Origin of the sequence: Hylemonella sp. W303a (assembly GCF_046452315.1) — a bacterium.
In the GTDB taxonomy this organism is placed as follows: Bacteria; Pseudomonadota; Gammaproteobacteria; order Burkholderiales; family Burkholderiaceae_C; genus Hylemonella.
The window spans coordinates 91,316-107,120 of sequence record NZ_JBKFDG010000005.1 but is presented as its reverse complement, the minus strand read 5'-3'; the positions used below and the strand labels follow the sequence as shown (position 1 = coordinate 107,120).

Annotated in this window: 12 protein-coding genes and 1 tRNA gene; 4 read left to right on the top strand and 9 right to left on the bottom strand. The window is 64.1% G+C overall.

All coding sequences use genetic code 11. The annotated features are described in order from the left end of the window. Positions 1-47 precede the first annotated feature (47 nt). The 3 genes from ACLBKS_RS10960 to ACLBKS_RS10950 all read right to left on the bottom strand — a co-directional run bounded on the left by ACLBKS_RS10960 (position 48) and on the right by ACLBKS_RS10950 (position 3,122). Entirely contained in the window at positions 48-1,073 is a 1,026-nt protein-coding gene (locus ACLBKS_RS10960) for an Ldh family oxidoreductase (protein ID WP_410192839.1), read from the bottom strand. 54 nt (positions 1,074-1,127) lie between these two features. Beyond that, positions 1,128-1,832, bottom strand: coding sequence for a molybdate ABC transporter substrate-binding protein (locus ACLBKS_RS10955; protein ID WP_410192838.1), 705 nt, complete (start codon positions 1,830-1,832; stop codon positions 1,128-1,130). Positions 1,833-1,958: 126 nt separating this feature from the next. After that, a complete protein-coding gene (locus tag ACLBKS_RS10950; RefSeq protein WP_410192837.1) occupies positions 1,959-3,122 on the bottom strand; it encodes a serine/threonine protein kinase in 1,164 nt (387 codons plus the stop codon). 326 nt (positions 3,123-3,448) lie between these two features. On the opposite strand from ACLBKS_RS10950, the gene ACLBKS_RS10945 reads away from it, so the two are divergent. The 3 genes from ACLBKS_RS10945 to ACLBKS_RS10935 all read left to right on the top strand — a co-directional run bounded on the left by ACLBKS_RS10945 (position 3,449) and on the right by ACLBKS_RS10935 (position 5,126). After that, positions 3,449-3,688 carry a hypothetical protein gene (locus ACLBKS_RS10945; RefSeq protein WP_410192836.1) on the top strand — a complete coding sequence of 80 codons (240 nt, stop codon included), beginning with the start codon at positions 3,449-3,451 and terminating at the stop codon, positions 3,686-3,688. 158 nt (positions 3,689-3,846) lie between these two features. Next, positions 3,847-4,272, top strand: a complete 426-nt coding sequence (locus ACLBKS_RS10940) for a rhodanese-like domain-containing protein (protein ID WP_410192835.1) — start codon at positions 3,847-3,849, stop codon at positions 4,270-4,272. Positions 4,273-4,295: 23 nt separating this feature from the next. Further along, positions 4,296-5,126: a type III pantothenate kinase gene (locus ACLBKS_RS10935; protein ID WP_410192834.1), complete on the top strand. Its 831-nt coding sequence runs from the start codon at positions 4,296-4,298 to the stop codon at positions 5,124-5,126. Positions 5,127-5,191: 65 nt separating this feature from the next. Here the strand turns inward: ACLBKS_RS10935 and ACLBKS_RS10930 are convergent, their stop codons facing one another. Next, complete coding sequence (locus ACLBKS_RS10930) at positions 5,192-6,382, bottom strand: M20 aminoacylase family protein (protein ID WP_410192833.1); 1,191 nt, start codon at positions 6,380-6,382, stop codon at positions 5,192-5,194. A gap of 131 nt (positions 6,383-6,513) precedes the next feature. On the opposite strand from ACLBKS_RS10930, the gene ACLBKS_RS10925 reads away from it, so the two are divergent. Continuing rightward, positions 6,514-7,629 (top strand): YeeE/YedE family protein, encoded by a 1,116-nt coding sequence (locus ACLBKS_RS10925; protein ID WP_410192832.1) that lies wholly within the window; start codon positions 6,514-6,516, stop codon positions 7,627-7,629. Between the two features lie 96 nt (positions 7,630-7,725). Here the strand turns inward: ACLBKS_RS10925 and ACLBKS_RS10920 are convergent, their stop codons facing one another. From ACLBKS_RS10920 to ACLBKS_RS10900, 5 genes are all read right to left on the bottom strand, one after another. Next, positions 7,726-9,897, bottom strand: coding sequence for an HD domain-containing phosphohydrolase (locus ACLBKS_RS10920; RefSeq protein ID WP_410192831.1), 2,172 nt, complete (start codon positions 9,895-9,897; stop codon positions 7,726-7,728). Between the two features lie 74 nt (positions 9,898-9,971). Then, the gene (locus ACLBKS_RS10915; protein WP_410192830.1) at positions 9,972-13,949 is read right to left on the bottom strand and encodes a response regulator; all 3,978 of its coding nucleotides are present in this window, start codon (positions 13,947-13,949) and stop codon (positions 9,972-9,974) included. Positions 13,950-14,213: 264 nt separating this feature from the next. After that, a tRNA-Met gene (locus tag ACLBKS_RS10910) sits at positions 14,214-14,290 on the bottom strand. An 18-nt stretch (positions 14,291-14,308) separates the two neighbouring features. Continuing rightward, on the bottom strand, positions 14,309-14,695 hold the full coding sequence (gene rplQ / locus ACLBKS_RS10905; RefSeq protein ID WP_410192829.1) for a 50S ribosomal protein L17: 387 nt from the start codon (positions 14,693-14,695) through the stop codon (positions 14,309-14,311). A gap of 117 nt (positions 14,696-14,812) precedes the next feature. Then, positions 14,813-15,799 carry a DNA-directed RNA polymerase subunit alpha gene (locus ACLBKS_RS10900; protein ID WP_410192828.1) on the bottom strand — a complete coding sequence of 329 codons (987 nt, stop codon included), beginning with the start codon at positions 15,797-15,799 and terminating at the stop codon, positions 14,813-14,815. Positions 15,800-15,805: the final 6 nt, after the last annotated feature.

The window sequence follows — 15,805 nt, the reverse complement described above, 5'->3', positions numbered from 1 at the left end:
TCCACCTGTCCGCGCGCAACGAGGGGTAGACGCGCGGCGCGCCCTGCTCAGGCCGAGGCCAGCTGCCGCAGCGTGGCGAGCAAAGCGTCGGGAATCTTCAAGCCCTCGGCGAGGGCGCGTTCGGCTTTGCGCTCGCGTTGGTCACCGGGCACGCGCACGCCTTCGTCGGCGCGCATGGCGGCAATGAGGGCTTCGATGCGCTGCGCATAGGCCGTCGTGCCCGCCATGCTGCCGGGGTCGAAGACCAGGAAAAGTTGACCCATGCGCAGGCGGTTGCCCTCGGGTTCGAAGAAGGTGTCCATCTCGGCGCCGAAGCGCGACCCCGTGAGCGTCACCACCAGCACTTCGATGATCAAGGCCAACAAAGCGCCCTTGATGCCGCCGTTGGAGGAGCCAAAGGGCAACATGGAACCGCGCAGTCCGGCTTGGGCGTCGGTGGTGGGTTGACCGTGTTCGTCCAGCGCCCACCCCAAAGGAATGGCCTCGCCCTTTTGCGCGGCCACCATGAGCTTGCCGCGCGCCACCTCGGACATGGCGAAGTCCATGACCATCGGCGGCTGGCGGTGGCCATCCCGGTCAGGACGTGGGAACACGGCCGCCAGGGGGTTGGTGCCCATCAGGGGTCGCTTGCCACCGACCACGGGCATGGCGGCTGGGGAATTGCTCATGGCGATGCCAATCAGCCCGGCACGAGCCGCCGGCTCCAGATGCCAGGCGGCGGCGCCAAAGTGGTAGCTGTTGCAGATGCCGGCCAGGGCCAAGCCCTGGGCACGGGCGCGGGTCATGGCTTCCTGAACAGCCAGCTCGCAAGCGGGAAAGGACAAGCCGTCGGCCGCATCCACCAGCACGGTGGCCGGCTTGGAAGCCAGCACCCGAGGCTGCGCTTGACCATCGACGCGGCCACTGCGCAGGTGTGAGGCATAGAAAGGTATGCGCGAGACCCCGTGCGTGGCCAGGCCTTGGGCGTCGGCGGCGACGAGGGCACGGGCGGTGGAACGGGCTTGTTGGGCGTTCGCGCCTGCGGCGCGCAGGGCTGATTCAGCCAGGGATTCGAGTTCGGCGTAGGAAATCACACCGCATCTTAACCAGGCCACACTCAGACAGGCGACCGCGCGGGCTCCAAGCCATCACTCAAAGCCATCGGCACGGCGTTGCGCCGCCGCTTCGGGCGTGGCCAGCATCTCGATGAGCAGGCGCGCGGCCAGCGGCTGCTCGGAACGTACGGTGATGGCGGCGATGTAGACGGTCGCCAGCTCGAAACTCTTGGGCAACACGCCCGCGCAGTGCACGCCAGGCGTGGCCAGGATTTCGGTCATGTGGGTGCAAACCAGCACGCCACGGGCATCGGCTGGCTCGGCTTCCGTCAGCGCCTGCAACGCGGCGCTGCCGTTGCCGAAGAAGCGCAGCTTGGGCGCCAGCTCGGGCGTGAGGCCCAGACGCTGGACCACTTGCATCAGATGCGTGCCCGCGCGGGTCTTGGCCGGATCGGCGAAGTAAATGGCACGCGCGGCCAGCAGCGCAGCTTTGAGGGCTTCGGGCGTCTCCACGCAGGGCACCGGCTCGCCAGACCGCACGGCCACGCCGGTGCGCACCAGCCCCAGGGCTCGGGCGCTCTCCGGCAGAACACGGCCCGCGACGACGAGCTCTTCGATCAGGGCCTGGGTCAGGATGAGGACATCGCAGGCTTCGCCCGCGAGCAGACGATCGCGCATCAGGCCCACCGCGCCGAAACGGGCCTCGATCGTGCGTCCGGTCTGCCGTTGAAACTCCTCGCGCAGCTTTGCTATCAACCCCCTGGCCGCGCCGCCGCTCAGGACATGGAGTGCACCCATCGCGGGTCTCCTTCTGGGCTTGTTTGTTGTCGGTCGCAACCATGCTAGTGCGGCTGCGCGCGCGCCTCTCCGAGGACTATCCCTGAAAGTCGGACTAGGGAAAGCGTGGGCCAGCGTTTCCCCGGGTTAAACCATCAACGGTTCTTCCTGCATGGCCTCGATCTGCTCTTGCAGCATGCGGGCCTGGCCTTGCCAGTAGTCGGTGCTGCCGAACCAGGGAAAGTTGCGCGGGAAGGTCGGGTCGGCCCAGCGGCGCGCGAGCCACGCGCTGTAGTGGATGAGACGCAGGGTGCGCAGCGGCTCGATCAACGCCAGTTCACGCCGATCGAAGGGACGCATCTGTTCGTAGCCATCGAGCAGGCAGGACATTTGCCCGGTACGCTGCGCGCGGTCCCCCGAGAGCAGCATCCACAGGTCTTGCACGGCAGGCCCCATGCATGCGTCGTCCAGGTCCACGAAGTGAGGGCCAGGGGCCGTGCCCGTCGACGCCTGGGTGGATGAAAGCGAGGCGGTGCCATGCGATGCGGGCGCGCGGGCCGATGACTGGTCCGACTCCAGCGGCGTCCAGAGCACATTGCCCGCGTGGCAATCGCCATGCAGGCGCAGCAGGGCCAGGTCGCGCAGGGGCTCGGTGTAGCGGGCCTGCACCAGGGCCAAGGCGTCCTCACAAGCGCCTTGCCAGGCGGATTGCGCGTCCAGCGGAATCATGCCGCTGTCCAGCAGCCAGCGCAGGGGTTCGAAGCCGAAGCGCTGAGCATCCAGCGCGGGACGCTGAGCAAAGGGCTGACGCGCACCGACCTCGTGCAGGCGCGCGAGGAAACGGCCAATCCATTCCAGCACGTCAGCATCGTCCAGTTCGGGCGCGCGCCCACCGCGGCGGGGACTGACCGAGAAGAAAAAACGCTGCGTGAAGCCAGCGCCCGCGTCAGCTTGCGCGGCGACGTCTTTGCCCCCCTCCACGGTTGCGGCGGCCTCGCAGACATGCAGGCTGCGGCCTTGCAACAGCAGGGGCGCGACCACGGGCACTTCCGCCGCAGTCAACTCAGCGGCGAAGGCATGTTCTTCCAGGATTTGAGCCTCACTCCAACGCCCGGGTCGGTAGAACTTGGCGACCACGCTGCCGCCATCGTCCAGACCGGCCAGGTAGACGCGGTTTTCATAAGAGCTGAGCGCTTGCAGACGCCCATCGCAGGGCAGACCCAGGGCGAGCAGCGCGTCCTGCACCACATCGGGAGTCAAAGCATCGTAGGGATGCGCGGAGGACGGGGAGACGCGGGCAGCATGGGACATGAGGCGGCGATTGTCGGTCATTGCCTTGCGCACGCTTCCCCGCGAGGCGGTGCGGCGGTGTGTTGCGCCGGTCTGTTGCGGCAGAGCGCAGCCTCCGCTTGAAAAGCGCAACCGACTCATATTTCGGGCAGCGCAAATCGCCGAAAAGCGGGGCCCGAGGCCTGCAAAGCCGTTTCCTTGGCGGTTTCACCGAGGGTTTGTCAGGCTTTTTCTGACAAGAGAAACCGATCTACGCCGATTCAAGATCTTGGAGGCGGCCCCTAAAGTTCGCGCACGCAATCACAAAACCGAGATTCCTCTTTTTTTTTGCGTCACAAGGAACCGCCATGCAAAGCAACCCTAACGCCCTCAATCCCTTCAGTCTGATGATGGAGCCCGAGGCCGTGATCCAGGCCATGGAACGCTCCACCGCCCTGCGCTCTCTGCGCCGCCACCAGCTGCGTCCCCTGGACAAGCCGCTGATCCCTTATTCCAGCACCCGCATCAACCCGATGCGCGAGGTGCTCGACGACGAGCAACCCGCCGTGCGCCAGGTGCGCCCCGACGCGATGGGCCTGGGTCACTGATCATTTCACCGCACCGCAGCGGTTGACCGCGCGCCGCGTGGCGTGAGGGACCGCAGCCAGGCGCGGACTTCCGGCCGTTTCTGGTCGGGCCGACACGGAAAGTCGGCATTTGCGTTTATCCTTGGCGGGCCCTGCCGCACTGACTTGCCCCGTCCGCCATGTCGCACACTCACGCACGCCCCCCCGCAGAAGGTTATGCCGGTGATGTCTCGCCCGAGCAGGCTTGGGCCTGGGTGCAAGGCGGAGAAGCTGTACTGATCGACGTACGCAGCGACGCCGAGCGCGAGTGGGTAGGGTATGTGCCGGGCGGCATCGGCCTGGCTTGGAAGCAATGGCCTGGCATGGCCTTGAACCCCGGCTTTGACGCCGACCTGCAGGCCGCAGCGGCGGCCGCGCCCGGTAAGAAGCTGGTGCTGCTGTGCCGAAGCGGCGTGCGTTCTGTCGCTGCCGCGCGGCGAGCCACCGAACTGGGCTTCGTCGCCTACAACATCCTGGAAGGCTTCGAAGGCGATGCCGATGCCCAAGGACACCGAGGCCGCGTGGGCGGCTGGCGCTACCGGGGCCTGCCCTGGAAGCAGTATTAACGCCCCGGCACTCCCGCACCGTCATGTCCTTTCTCGCCATCGACGTCGGCAACACCCGCCTCAAATGGGCCTTGTTCGAGTCCTCACGACCCGGCGCCCGGGCCCTCGCCCAGGGCGCTGAATTCCTGGATCACATCGACAAGCTGGCCGAAACCTCCTGGAGCCGTCTGCCACCGCCCCAAGCCATGCTGGGCTGCGTGGTCGCCAGCGACGCGGTCAAGCACCGCGTGGAGGCGCAGATGGAAGAGCTGTGGGACGTCTCGCCGCAGTGGGTGATCGCCAGCGCGCAAGAGGCAGGTCTGGTCAACGGTTATGACCACCCAGCGCGTCTGGGCCCGGACCGCTGGGTCGCCGTGATCGGCGCCTGGCACCGCATGCGGGCTCTGCCGGGTGCCTTGACGCAACCCCGCCCCATCGTACTGTCCATGGTGGGCACGGCCGTGACGGTGGAGGCCATCGACGCGAGCGGCAAGTTCCTGGGCGGCTACATCCTGCCGGGCCACGGCATCATGCTGCGCGCGCTGGAGTCGGGCACGGCCGGACTGCACGTGCCCACCGGCGAGGTGCGCCCCTTCCCCACCAACACCAGCGACGCGCTGACCAGCGGGGGCACCTTTGCCATCGCCGGCGCGATGGACCGCATGGTGCAGCACGTGCGCGCGCACAGCGGCGTCGACCCCTGGTGCGTGATGACGGGCGGTGCGGGTTGGAAGATGGCGCCCAGTCTCGCATCCCGCTTCGAGCTGATCGACAGCCTGATTTTTGATGGGCTGCTGCAGATCGCGACCCACCGTGGCCTGGGCCAGAAAACAGCGGCCGACGCGCCGCTGATCCAGCCGCGCTTTGCGCTGTGAGGCTTGGGTACCCCGAGGTGTTGATCTTCGATACCCGTGCCCCATGATCGGGACGGGTTCCGGCTTCAACCCTTCTTCAAGAATTCCTCGACCAGGCGCACCCAGAGGGTGGCGCCCAAGGGAATCAAGTCGTCGTTGAAGTCGTAGCTCGGGTTGTGCAGGGTACAGGGCCCCACGCCATGGCCGTGTCCACGGTGCGTGCCTTCTCCATTGCCGATGAAAGCGTAGGCGCCCGGCTTGGCCCGCAGCATGTAGGCGAAGTCTTCCGCGCCCATGGTCGGCTCCTGTCGCAGGACGTTGGCTTCGCCCACGATGCTGGCCATCACGCGGCGAGCGAAAGCGACCTCGGCCTCGCTGTTGATGGTGGCGGGGTAATTGCGCACGAACTCGAAATCGCAGCTCGCTCCGAAAGCCGCGCAGGTGTTGTCCGCGCAGACTTTCATGCGGGCTTCGATCAAATCCAGCACTTCGGGCTCGAAGGTGCGCACAGTGCCTTGCAGCTCGCAGCTGTCGGCGATGACGTTGCTGGCGTGGCCTGCGTGGATCATGGTCACCGAGATCACGCCTGCTTCGACGGGCTTGACGTTGCGACTGATGATGGTCTGGAAAGCCTGAACCAACTGCGCGGCCACGACCACCGGGTCCACCGTGTTGTAGGCCATGGCTGCGTGCCCCCCCTTGCCTTTCACCACGATCTTGAATTCGTTGGTGGAGGCCATCACCGGACCCGGGCTGAGCGCAAAACTGCCGACCGGAAGGCCAGGCCAGTTGTGCATGCCAAAGACGGCATCCACCGGGAACTGCTCGAACAAGCCTTCGCGGATCATGCGGTCGGCACCGGCACCGCCTTCTTCCGCGGGCTGAAAGATGAGGTGGACCGTGCCATCGAAGTTGCGGTTCTGCGCCAGGTGCTGAGCCGCTGCCAAGAGCATGGCCGTGTGGCCGTCGTGCCCGCAAGCGTGCATCTTGCCCGCGTGGCGACTGGCGTGGGCGAAGGCGTTGATCTCCTGCACGGGCAAGGCGTCCATGTCGGCGCGCAGGCCGATGGCGCGCGACGATGTGCCGTTGCGCACGGTGCCCACCACGCCCGTGCCGCCCAATCCCCGGTGCACCGGAATGCCCCATTCGGCAAGCTTGGCCGCCACCAAGTCCGACGTGCGGAACTCCTCGTAGCTCAGCTCGGGATGGGCGTGGATATCGCGCCGGATGCCAGCGATGCCGGCCGCCTGCACGGCGATGGAGTCGATCAGTTTCATGGTGTTCAAACCTCGGGGGGAGAGTCTAGTTCAGCGCCTGCAGGCTGTCACCCTGGCCCGCGCAGGGTTTCAGGACGGCCCAAGGTTCACGCGACGGCAGCGCGACAGCGAATCCGCGAAAATCAACGCCCATGACTGACTCGGACATCAGCGCTCTCAACAGCCAGGTGCTTTGGGCCGTTCTGGCCCTTGCCCTGGTCTTCGGCGTCATCGCGCGACGCACCCGTTTCTGCACGCTGGGCGCCATCTCGGACGTGGTGGCCATGGGCGACTGGCAACACGCCCGCATGTGGGCCCTGGCCGTCGCGACCGCGATGCTGGGATTCAACGCCATGGTGGCGCTGGGCTGGGTCGAGGCGCGCCATACGCTCTATGCCAGCCCTCGGCTGCTCTGGCTCTCCGCCCTCGTGGGCGGCGCCCTGTTCGGCCTGGGCATGAGCTTGGCCTCGGGCTGCGGCAGCCGCAACCTGGTGCGTCTGGGCGGGGGCAACCTCAAATCGCTGGTCGTGCTCTTGGTCTTGGCTGTCAGTGCCTCGGCGACCTTGCGTGGCCTGACCGCGGTGCTTCGGGTAGAGACCGTTGACCGTGTGCGAATTGATCTGCCCGCGGGCCAAGACCTGCCCTCGCTGCTGACCCTGTCGACCGGACTGCCGGTAACGACCCTGGCAGCACTGATCGGCGGCTTGCTGGCCTGCGCGCTGTTGGTTTGGGTAGTGCGCCAACCGCAAGGGCGCACCGGCGAGACGTGGCTCGGCGGACTGGGCATTGGCGCCGTGATCGTTGGCGTGTGGTGGGTGTCGGGGCGCCTGGGTTACGTCCCCGAAGACCCGAACACGCTGGAGCCCGCCTTCCTGGCCACCAACTCGCGCCGCATGGAGTCCTTGTCGATGGTGGCGCCCGTGGCCTACGCTTTTGAATGGATTCAGTTCTTCAGCGACAAGTCCCGCGTGCTGACCCTGGGCATCGTGGCCACCGTGGGCGTGGTGATTGGAGCGCTGATCGATGCGCTGGTGACGCGGGAGTTCCGCTGGGAAGGCTTTCAGGGCGTCGAAGACCTGGGCCATCACCTGCTGGGCGGCGTGCTGATGGGCGTTGGCGGCGTGGTCGCGCTGGGTTGCACGGTCGGGCAAGGCATCAGCGGGGTCTCCACCCTGTCGCTGGGCAGCTTTCTGGCCGTGGCCGGCATCGTCGCAGGTACCTTGCTCGGTTTGCGTTGGCAGCGCTGGCGCATCGAGCGCGCGGGATGAACTCTTGAGTCCAGACCTTGAACCGGACGCTTGGCGGTAGACCGACACAGAACCTCAGCGCGCTCCGGCGGCCAACGCCCAGCCTCTGGGGTTTGATCAGCCCAGGTACTTGCTGATCTCGACCGTGTCGATCTGCGCGGGGTCCATGTAGCGGCGGGCATAGGTCAGATAGATGCCCGAGCTCAGGAACAAGTCGAACAGCACGGGGTCGATGTGCCCTCGGGTCTTGAACTGGTGCAGGATCTGGACCGCCGTCGACAGTGACTTGGCCTTCTGGTAGGGGCGATCCCGCGCGGTCAAGGCCTCGAAGATGTCAGCGATGGCCATGATGCGGGCTGGGATCGACAGCTGCGCCGCCGTCAGTCCACGCGGATAACCCGACCCGGTCAAGGTCTCGTGGTGCGTGCCCGCGTATTCGGGCACGCGCTTGAGGTCGTCGGGCAGGGGCATGCTCTCCAGCATGCGGATCGTCTGGATGATGTGCTCGTTGATCTTGAAACGTTCTTCCGCGTTGAGGGTGCCACGCTGGATAGAAAGGTTGTAAAGCTCACCCCGGTTGTAGAGGTAGCGTGGCGGCTTGAGCTTGAAATCGCCCCCGTCGTCGGTCTTGTGTCGGTCGATCAAGTGGTAGGGCTGGTCGGCCAACAGGTTCTCCCGGGCGGGCAGACCGGCGCGTGGTGTTTTTTCGTGCAGCCTTAGCTCTTCATGTGACAGCCCGAGTCGGTCGTCGAAGTGGCGCAGCCAGGTTTCCTGGGCGATGGCACGCAAACGGGTGACATGCGCCTCGTCCATGCTCTCCCCCCCAAGATTGCACTCGGCCACGAAAGCGAAGTCCTCGTGCAATTGGGCCTGGCGGCGCTCGAAATCAGCGCGAGCCTGCGCGGCCGAGCCCCCGGCGAGCACGGTCTCCAGCTCACGCACCTTGGCGTCGCGCAGCAACACTTCAAATCGGGTTCGTATTTCGTGGATGCGGTTGACGATGGTCTCCAGCTTGGTCGCCTTGTCGACCACGTACTCGGGCGTCGTGACCTTGCCGCAATCGTGCAACCAGGCGCCAATGCGAAACTCGCGCCACTCCTGCTCCGTCTTGAAAGCGAAGTCGGCCAGAGGCCCTTCGCGCACGCGCTCCGCCTCTTCGGCGAGCATGAACGCCAATTCGGGCACGCGCGCGCAGTGGCCTCCGGTGTAGGGGCTCTTGGTGTCGATGGCGCCCGCCAGCATGCGGATCATCGAATCGGTCAGGTTCCTTTGGGCGTCCAGCAACTCATGGTTTTCGAGCGCCATGGCGGTTTCAGCGGCCAATGCCTCGGTGAAACCGATGATCTCCGGATCGAAGGGACAGATGGCCCCCGTGCGCGAATCCTGGGCATTGATCATCAGGATGACGCCGATCACCTTGCCGTCGCGTGGCTTGAGCGGCACCCCGAGCACGGACAAGGGCGAAATGCCTGCCGCTTCTGCCAGACGCCGCAGAGGGTCCAGATCGAGACCGTTCGCGGACGAGACACGTGCATCGTTGATGACCACGGTCGCTCCGGTTCGGGCGACGCGCTGAGCGATCCGGTCACGCGCATCGGCCCCCTCCCCGGACTTTGGCGCTTCCAGGGGCAGCTCCATGCTGCCAGCGGCCATCCGCTCGTGCGTGCTGTACGCCATGCGCAGCGTGTTGGCAGGCGTTCGCACGAACAGGGAAACCGCTTCGCAGTTGGCGATATCGCGCGCGCCAAGTAGCGCACGCTTCATCAGGGCTTGGCGATCGGTGTCACGACCGAGCGCGATGCCGATCTCAACCAGTTTCGCCAATTTGGCGCGCGCCTCGCCCAGCGCCAAGCCCGTGCGCCGCACTTGGTCACCCAGCTGGATGTTTTGGGCTTCGAGCAGCCCCAGCGCATCGCGCACCAATAACTGTGTCTGCACCCGCGCCAGCAGGATGGGTGGACTGACCGGCTTGGCGATGTAATCCGCCGCGCCCAGGGCCAAGCCCTTGCTTTCATCCTCCTCGCTGCTCATGCCCGTGAGGAAAATGACCGGAATCGCCTGCGTCCGCACGTTGGACTTGAGGCGTTCGCAAACTTCGTAGCCAGACAGGCCAGGCATCACCACATCCAGCAAGATCAGGTCCGGCAGTTCGTCCCCACTGGCCAGCGCTGTCAGCGCCTTTTCTCCACTGTTGGCCAATCTCACACGGTAGAAGTCTTTGAGCAGGTCGGCGAGCAAGGACAGGTTGTCCGCCGTGTCGTCCACGACCAAGATCGTCCTTTTTTGCATCGCTTGATCGAAGTGCCCTCCCGATGCGGCGCTTGCCTTGGGGCCATCGGATGTCGTTCTCGTCGCGGTCGATGTCATGACGTCTCTCCTCGGGTCAACAAGAACAGGTCGAGTTGCTGCAAGGCGGCGTCGAAGTCATAGGCCTTCAACGCGGCCTCCCAAGCCTTGAAGTTGTGGCCCAGCGCGCTGGCCAGCAGATCTGCCTCACGCTGCGCGAGGTCCATCGCCTCGGAATCCATCGCCGAGAGGAGTTCACGCAACTGCGCCGCCACCTCGCGCAACCTGCTCGGGTCCACCGGCGTTTGGGGCCTGAGGGTCTCAGGTTCTGGCGGCAGGTGTTCCCGCAAGCTCTTCAGCAGAGGCAGCAGCACCGCTGATAGCCCAGCGACGTGCGTCCGGAGCACGTCGTCTCCAGCTTGCTCATGCAAAGCCCGCTCCAGCGTCGCCGCGGCGGCTTGCACTTGGGTGGCGCCGACGTTGCCTGACACCCCTTTGAGCGTGTGCGCGATGCGCATCGCCGTTTCCTTGTCTTGGGCGTCCAGTGCTTGCGTCAACGCGACGAACTGATCATTTTGTCCTTCAAGGTACTTGCGCAACAAAGACATGTAGCGGTCTGCCCGCTGCATCATGCGCCTGAGTCCCGTTGTCGTGTCCAGCCCCTCGACGTCGGCCAGCTTCAGGAGCGCGGCGGATTCGGCAGCGGCAGTGGCTGCGTCAGACGGCTTCGGGGGTGACGGTCGATGCAGGGACACTGTGGCGGCTGGTGAGGCCGATGCACTTTGATCATTGCCCGACGATGATTGCGGGTCGAGCACCGTATTGGATGTCGTGGCTCGGGCTGGCAACCAATCCAGCAAGGCGCGCCAGAGTTCATCGGGCTCGATCGGTTTGGCGACAAAGTCCTGCATGCCCGCAGCCAGGCAAAGGTCCCGGTCGTGCTGCATGGCATTGGCGGTCATCGCCACGATGGGCAGTTCCGCGGGCGACAGAGTCTTGCGCAATTCCCGGGTGGCGGTGACACCGTCCATCACAGGCATCTGCATGTCCATCAGGACCAGGTCGAAGCGGGGTGTTCCTTTGGTAATTTTCTCGATTGCGATTTTGCCGTTGTCGGCGATGTCCACCAAGAAGCCCGCGCCGATCAATAACTCCTGGGCGACCTCCTGGTTGATTTCGTTGTCTTCCACCACCAGCAAGCGGGCGCCGCGCAAAGAGACCAAACGCTGCTCCAACGCCGAGGGAGCCCCCTCCACCAGGGGAACAATAGGTTCACGCGCGGCTGCGTCATCCAGCAAGCGCACGGTCGTATCAAACAGCACTGAAGGATTCACGGGTTTGATCAGCACGTCTGCGACGCCCGAGTCCTGGATCTGGTGCAGCACTTCCTCCCGGCCAAAGGCCGTGACCATCGCAATCTTGGGCTCGTCCGGCAGTTCCAAGGCACGGATGCGACGAGCGGTCTCGGCGCCATCCATGCCCGGCATTTTCCAATCCAGAAAAACGACCGCGTACGCGTCAGGCTGTCCACTGCGCTTGCGCAAGGCGTCAATTGCATCGGCGCCGTTGGAGACGGTCGTCACCGAGAAGCTCATGCTTTCCAACATCTCCTTGAGCACGAAGCAGGCGGCCTTGTTGTCATCCACCACGAGCACCGCGCGACCGCGGAGATCCCCGCGGGGCCTCAACTCGCGCATGCCGCCTTGGCCTATGCCCAGTCTCGCGGTGAACCAGAAGGTGCTGCCCCGCCCCAGTTGGCTGCTGACACCGACCGTGCCGCCCATGCGCTCAGCCAACTCACGTGAAATGGACAATCCCAGGCCAGTGCCACCATATTCGCGCGTCGTGGAGTTGTCCGCCTGCTGGAAGCTTTGGAAGAGACGACTTTGCTGCTCGACAGTGAGCCCGATGCCCGTGTCATGCACGGCGCAGTACAGCAACACATCATGCTCGGTGCGCTCGCGCACGCGCATCTGAATGGTGACTTCCCCCCGCTCCGTGAATTTGACGGCGTTGTTGGCGTAATTGATCAGGATTTGGACCAGGCGCAGTGAATCACCCACGAGGCGCTGCGGAACGTCGGGCGCAATGTCGAAGATCAGTTCCAAGCCCTTGGCATGGGCTTTTTCGGCGATCAGGTTGGCCATGTTGCTCAAGGCTTTCTCAAGCTGGAACTCCACATGCTCGATGACAAGCTTGCCCGCCTCGATCTTCGATATATCAAGGATGTCGTTGATGACCCCCAACAAGTGCTGCCCCGCCTGCTGAATCTTGCGCAGGTAGTCGTGCTGCCGCTGGCTGAGTTCCGTCTTGAGCATCAAGTGGCTCAAGCCGATGATGGCGTTCATCGGCGTGCGAATTTCATGAGACATGTTCGCAAGGAAATCACTCTTGGCCTGGGCCGCATCCTGCGCGCGGTCGCGCGCGACGCGCAGTTCGCCCTCCATGCGCTTGCGCTCGGTGATGTCCGCGATCACCCAGACACTTCCTCTATCTAGATTGCTCGGATCGATCGCCCGCCCGCGCAGTACAGCATCGAAACGGCTGCCGTCGCGTCGAAGCAAGATGAGTTCTCGGCGAAGCAAGGTTTGCGCAGCGCGGTTTTGCCCATCCTCGACGAGCTCGGTGTACAACGCTCGCCCGACCTCTTGATAGTCCTCTTCATTGACGTACCACTCTCGGGTTGGATGCCCCAGCATGCCCCCAGGCTCCACCCTGAAGATACGCTCCATGCCCGCGCTGCAACGCACGACGGTGCGATTTTTCACGAGTACGATGCCAATGTCCGCGGCGTTGAGAATGGCGTCCTGCTCCTCCTTGGCATTCTTGATTTCCTGCTCGGCGACGAGACGCGCCTGCGTCGACGCTTGCAAGCTACCAAGCGCGCCGATCACCTGACCAATTTCGTCTCGCCAGCGAGCTAGCGGTAGACGCACCTGCTGATCACCTCGGGCGATCTGTTCCAAGGCCATGGTGACTTGGGCCAACGGCTTGGACAGGCGCACACGCATCAGCCCGTAGATGCCCAGGAGCAGCAAAATCGCGATGGCCGCCAGTGCTTCTGTCAGCAGCAGTTCCCTGAGATTGCGTGCATCCAGGGCGTCAATGCGCGACTGGACACCCTGGATGGCGATGTTCCCAAGCTCGGCGATCGCATCGAGGGAGGGGCCGTACTCGCTGGAGAGCTTGACCGCGCTCATCCCGTAGTTGCCACTGGTGCGTCCTGCGGTTTCCAATTCGCGCAGCAGGTTCATGCCGTCCTGCATGAACAGTTCCTCCACCTTGCGCACCGCGGCCCGAAAGCTCTCTGCTTCGACCCCACCTTGTTCCATCACTCGATCCCGTTGCGAGATCAACTCACGCCGCAACGATTCAATCGCACCCCGAAGGTAATGAATGCGCGCCATTTCCTGGGGTAAGAGCGGGCGGTTGCCCGCGAACGCGGCGGTGAACACCGAGGACATCTGCCCTGCGTAGTCGTACAGCGCAGTGGACAGTCGAGCGATGGCGGTCCATTGGAAGAGCAGAGGATCGGAGACACTGACCAGCATCTCAACCTCGGCAATGCCGGGTTCAAGATTGTCCGGCACCTCGATCAAGCTGGTCACCGCGCGCCGGACCTCGGCGTCGCCCCGAGCACCCCGCTGCTTCGCGAGCAAGGCGTCGACGTTTTCCCGCGCCTGGGTCAGCATGCCCCGCGCATTGCGCAGCGCCTGGGTAAGACGAGCCGCCTCGTCTGCCGTGATGAGCCGCACATTGGACACAGCAGTCTGCGCGATCGACAAGGTCGAATCGGTCTCATCGCGTGCCTGGCGCAATGCAGCGTGCATCGCAGCTGATGAACCATCACCGCCCAATAGCGCATTGCTAGGGCCGCGCTCCTTGGAGATATGAACCGTCGTGCGCAACGCGAGGTCCATGAGCCGTGCAACCTCTCTCGCCTTGAGCGCATGCTCATGCTGCTGAAGTTGAGGAATGACTGCACGCCCGACCAGCACGGCGCTGGTGGCAATCACCAAACCCATGCTCAAGCTGACGAGTACCGACACGCGCATGGATATCCCCCATGACGATTCCGAGTGCTTGCGCCAGGACCTGGCAGCACTGCCCCCTAAATCAATGCGGGAAGGAAAGGATGCGCGGGCTCCGGTCTGTCAGTCTTCTTGCCTTTTATGCGCTTGCCGCTCCCCAGCATTGCCCCGAGCTCGATTGAAGCCATTATGTACTGGCGAATCAAGGCGCGTGAAAATCACAAACTTTGCACTTAATCCGCAAACAAAAAAGGCCGCGGCGAATGCCGTGGCCTTTTTTGAGTGGTTTGGTTGCGCGAGGAGGATTTGAACCTCCGACCTTTGGGTTATGAGCCCAACGAGCTACCAGACTGCTCCATCGCGCGGTAGCCTTAGATTATAACTTATTCCGCCTTGCCTTCGCCAGCTTCAGCGGGACGATCGACCAATTCCACCAGAGCCATGGGGGCGTTGTCGCCCACGCGGAAACCCATCTTGAGGATGCGCGTGTAGCCGCCCGGACGTGCCTTGAAGCGCGGACCCAGTTCGTCGAACAGCTTGACCACGCTATCGCGGCTGCGCAGTCGGTCGAAGGCCAGACGGCGGTTGGCCACCGTGGCTTCCTTGGCCAGGGTGATCATGGGCTCGACAACGCGACGCAGTTCCTTGGCCTTGGGGACCGTGGTCTTGATGACTTCGTGCTCGATGAGCGAGTTCATCATGTTGCGCAGCATGGCGAGGCGGTGCTCGCTGGTGCGGTTGAGTTTGCGGAGTCCGTGTCCGTGACGCATGGTGCTTTCCTTTCCTTATATAAAACGGGCAGCCGTGTCAGGTACTGCCCGGTGCACCCAGCCCCGTAGGGCCAGTTTTGGTTCGCTCCCCACCGAGGTGAGGGGCGCCATTCTAGATCAACGCTTCTCGAGCGCGGCCGGCGGCCAGTTTTCGAGCTTCATGCCCAGGGTCAGGCCGCGCGAAGCCAGAACTTCCTTGATCTCGTTGAGCGACTTGCGCCCCAGGTTGGGCGTCTTGAGCAACTCGTTCTCGGAACGCTGGATCAGGTCGCCGATGTAGTAGATGTTCTCGGCCTTCAGGCAGTTGGCCGAGCGCACGGTGAGCTCAAGCTCGTCGACCGGACGCAGCAGGATGGGGTCGAACTGACCGGCATTGCGCTGCGAGGGGGTATCGAAGATCTTCTCGCTGCCATCAAGCTGGGCGAACACGGCCAGCTGTTCGACGAGGATCTTGGCCGAGGCGCGCACGGCATCTTCCGCCGTGATGGTGCCATTGGTCTCGATCTCGATGACAAGCTTGTCCAGGTCAGTACGCTGCTCCACGCGCGCGCTCTCGACAGCATAGCTCACACGCTTGACGGGCGAATAGGAAGCGTCGAGAACGATGCGACCGATGGACTTGCTTTGCTCGTCCGTGTGGCGACGCATGGTGCCCGGCACATAGCCGCGGCCCTTCTCGACCTTGATCTGCATGTCGAGCTTGCCCCCCGCCGACAACGTGGCGATGACATGCTCGGGGTTGATGACTTCCACGTCGTGCGGAGTCTGAATGTCACCGGCAGTGACAACACCTTCGCCGTCCTTGCGGAGAGAAAGCGTCACTTCGTCGCGGTTGTGCAGCTTGAAGACCACGCCCTTGAGATTGAGAAGGATGTTGACGACATCCTCCTGCACGCCGTCAATCGACGAGTACTCGTGCAGAACACCAGCGATGGTGACTTCGGTAGCCGCGTAACCCGGCATCGAGGACAGCAGAACGCGGCGCAGCGCGTTGCCCAGCGTGTGCCCGTAGCCACGCTCGAAAGGTTCCAACGCGACCTTTGCGCGATTCGGACCAAGTTGCTCGACGTTGATGGTTTTGGGTTTCAGCAGACTGGTTTGCATGAAAAC

Bases quoted from the DNA above. Each gene is read 5' to 3' on its own strand.
- ACLBKS_RS10955 (WP_410192838.1), bottom strand. From the start codon at position 1,832: ATGGGTGCACTCCATGTCCTGAGCGGCGGCGCGGCCAGGGGGTTGATA.
- ACLBKS_RS10950 (WP_410192837.1), bottom strand. From the start codon at position 3,122: ATGTCCCATGCTGCCCGCGTCTCCCCGTCCTCCGCGCATCCCTACGAT.
- ACLBKS_RS10945 (WP_410192836.1), top strand. From the start codon at position 3,449: ATGCAAAGCAACCCTAACGCCCTCAATCCCTTCAGTCTGATGATGGAG.
- ACLBKS_RS10940 (WP_410192835.1), top strand. From the start codon at position 3,847: ATGTCGCACACTCACGCACGCCCCCCCGCAGAAGGTTATGCCGGTGAT.
- ACLBKS_RS10935 (WP_410192834.1), top strand. From the start codon at position 4,296: ATGTCCTTTCTCGCCATCGACGTCGGCAACACCCGCCTCAAATGGGCC.
- ACLBKS_RS10930 (WP_410192833.1), bottom strand. From the start codon at position 6,382: ATGAAACTGATCGACTCCATCGCCGTGCAGGCGGCCGGCATCGCTGGC.
- ACLBKS_RS10925 (WP_410192832.1), top strand. From the start codon at position 6,514: ATGACTGACTCGGACATCAGCGCTCTCAACAGCCAGGTGCTTTGGGCC.
- ACLBKS_RS10920 (WP_410192831.1), bottom strand. From the start codon at position 9,897: ATGCAAAAAAGGACGATCTTGGTCGTGGACGACACGGCGGACAACCTG.
- ACLBKS_RS10915 (WP_410192830.1), bottom strand. From the start codon at position 13,949: ATGCGCGTGTCGGTACTCGTCAGCTTGAGCATGGGTTTGGTGATTGCC.
- rplQ (WP_410192829.1), bottom strand. From the start codon at position 14,695: ATGCGTCACGGACACGGACTCCGCAAACTCAACCGCACCAGCGAGCAC.
- ACLBKS_RS10900 (WP_410192828.1), bottom strand. From the start codon at position 15,799: ATGCAAACCAGTCTGCTGAAACCCAAAACCATCAACGTCGAGCAACTT.